Consider the following 2,423-nt stretch of genomic DNA (forward strand, 5'->3'; position numbering starts at 1 on the left):
GGAATCTGCGGCGACACGGGGGGAGTAGGTTCTTTCGAGCGAGACAGGAGTGAGTGACTGTGGCTGCGGACGAGAAGGCTCAGGCCAAGGGCGAGCAGGCCAAGGGCAAGGTCAAGAAGGTGGTCGGCGGCGCGGTGGGCAACGAGTCCCTGAAGGCGAAGGGGCAGGCCGAGGAGACCAAGGGAGACCTGCGTGCGGCCAAGGAGAAGGCCAAGGACGCGGGCAAGCCCAAGTAGGCACACGCCCACTGATTCACGTCCACTGATCCCGGCAGCCGATTTCCGAGGGCTGCCGGGATCAGTGCTGTGTCAGGCAGGCATGTCATCGGCTGGGTGAGGGCGTGGTCAGACGGGCTGCCACAGCTCGATCCGGTTGCCCTCGGGGTCGGTGACCCAGCCGAATCGACCGACGCCCTCCATGTCCTGCGTTTCCGCGGCCACGTCAGCCCCCTTGGCACGCAGCTGAGCGAGAATCGCGTCCAGGTCGCGGACCCGGAAGTTGAGCATGGCCTGCTGGGTGCGGGACCCGAAGTAGTCGGTGTCGGACTCGAATGTCGCCAACACGGTCGGGCCGGCCTGCTGATGCCACAGGCCGTTGTCGTCGGCGTCCACGCCCAGGCAGTCGCGGTACCACGAGCTCAGGGCCGCCGGGTCCGCCGCCCGCATGAAGTACCCGCCGATTCCCAGCACACGTTCCATGCCGTCATCCTGTCAGGCCGGCGTCGAACCGGGCCCACTCGACACCGCCGTGCAATTCGGTGAAATCTTCGAAACATTCGAGAAAATGGGCCTGAAGCATTTATCTGGATTTCCGGAGGCGCATCGCAGCGACCCACCGTCATCTCCGCTGACGGAACTTTATGTGCCACTGAACAGCAGGAACAGAACTCCTGATTAACGGTCACTCACTTCGAATGTTTCGAAGAAAACACCGAACTATTGACAGCTGACGTGACCCCGCCAACACTGTCGCGTGTTCCGCAGCCCCCATCGGTCCCACGAGGACGAGGAGGAACCACGCACATGAAAAGCGCACCCGCACCCGTATCCGCATCCCGGCTCAGGCTGCTCATCAGTGGCGTCTGCACCATGCTGCTGGTCGCCGTGGCCGCACTGACCCTGCCGACCACCGCTCAGGCCGCCACGGTCGTCACCACCAACCAGACCGGCACCAACAACGGCTACTACTACTCCTTCTGGACCGACGCACCGGGCACCGTGTCCATGACCCTGAACTCCGGCGGCAACTACAGCACCTCGTGGAGCAACACCGGGAACTTCGTGGCCGGCAAGGGCTGGAGCAACGGCTCACGCAGGACCGTCCGTTACTCGGGCAGCTTCAACCCGTCCGGCAACGCCTACCTGGCGCTGTACGGATGGACGTCCAACCCGCTGGTCGAGTACTACATCGTCGACAACTGGGGCACCTACCGGCCCACCGGAACGTACAAGGGCACCGTCACCAGTGACGGCGGCACGTACGACATCTACCAGACCACCCGATACAACGCGCCGTCCGTGGAAGGCACCCGCACCTTCAATCAGTACTGGAGTGTCCGGCAGTCCAAGCGGACCGGCGGCACCATCACCACGGGCAACCACTTCGACGCCTGGGCCCGCGCCGGGATGCCCATGGGCAGCTTCAACTACTACATGATCCTCGCCACCGAGGGTTACCGGAGCAGCGGCAACTCCAACATCACGGTGGGTTAGCCATGACCCTCGTGCAGGCGAAGCGTCTCCCGCTACTGGTCGCCGCCGCTCTGGCAGCCGCCACCGCCCTCACCGGCCACGCCGGCGCCCCGGCGCAGGCCGCCACCTGCAACGGGTATGTCGGGCTCACCTTCGACGACGGCCCGTCCGCCAACACGACGGCCCTGCTGGGTGCCCTCACCCGGAACGGGCTGCGGGCCACGATGTTCAACGAGGGCCAGTACGCCGCCGCCAACCCGGCCCTGGTGCGTGCCCAGGTGAACGCCGGTATGTGGGTCGGCAACCACAGCTACACGCACCCGCATCTGACCCAGCTCGCCCAGTCGCAGATCGACTCGGAGATCGCCCGGACCCAGCAGGCCGTCGCCAACGCGGGTGGCGGCAATCCGGTGCTCTTCCGGCCGCCGTACGGCGAGACCAACGCGACGGTGAAGGCGGTCGCGGCCAAGTACGGTCTGACCCAGATCATCTGGGACGTCGACTCACAGGACTGGAACGGTGCCAGTACCGACGCGATCGTGCAGGCCGCCGCCCGGCTCACCAACGGGCAGGTCATCCTCATGCACGACTGGTCCGCCAACACGCTCGCCGCGGTTCCACGCATCGCGCAGGGCTTGACAGGCCGCGGCCTGTGCGCCGGAAGAATCTCCCCCACGACCGGACGAGCCGTGGCTCCTTAGCCGCCCCCTCCGACCACGGAGGTGTGCGGCT

General features: G+C 66.0%; 4 protein-coding genes. 3 read left to right on the top strand and 1 reads right to left on the bottom strand.

Annotated features, from left to right (window positions below):
• The first annotated feature begins 59 nt into the window (after positions 1-59).
• Positions 60-236, top strand: coding sequence for a CsbD family protein (locus tag STRTUCAR8_RS50995; protein WP_006383157.1), 177 nt, complete (start codon positions 60-62; stop codon positions 234-236).
• Between the two features lie 108 nt (positions 237-344).
• Here STRTUCAR8_RS50995 and STRTUCAR8_RS44865 read toward each other — a convergent pair whose 3' ends face one another.
• A complete protein-coding gene (locus tag STRTUCAR8_RS44865; RefSeq protein ID WP_006383155.1) occupies positions 345-698 on the bottom strand; it encodes a VOC family protein in 354 nt (117 codons plus the stop codon).
• Between the two features lie 324 nt (positions 699-1,022).
• Between STRTUCAR8_RS44865 and STRTUCAR8_RS44870 the strand changes: the two genes are divergently transcribed.
• Positions 1,023-1,712, top strand: a complete 690-nt coding sequence (locus tag STRTUCAR8_RS44870) for a glycoside hydrolase family 11 protein (RefSeq protein WP_006383158.1) — start codon at positions 1,023-1,025, stop codon at positions 1,710-1,712.
• A gap of 2 nt (positions 1,713-1,714) precedes the next feature.
• Complete coding sequence (locus STRTUCAR8_RS44875; protein WP_006383156.1) at positions 1,715-2,392, top strand: polysaccharide deacetylase family protein; 678 nt, start codon at positions 1,715-1,717, stop codon at positions 2,390-2,392.
• Positions 2,393-2,423: the final 31 nt, after the last annotated feature.

It is taken from the genome of Streptomyces turgidiscabies Car8, assembly GCF_000331005.1.
In the GTDB taxonomy this organism is placed as follows: Bacteria; Actinomycetota; Actinomycetes; order Streptomycetales; family Streptomycetaceae; genus Streptomyces; species Streptomyces turgidiscabies.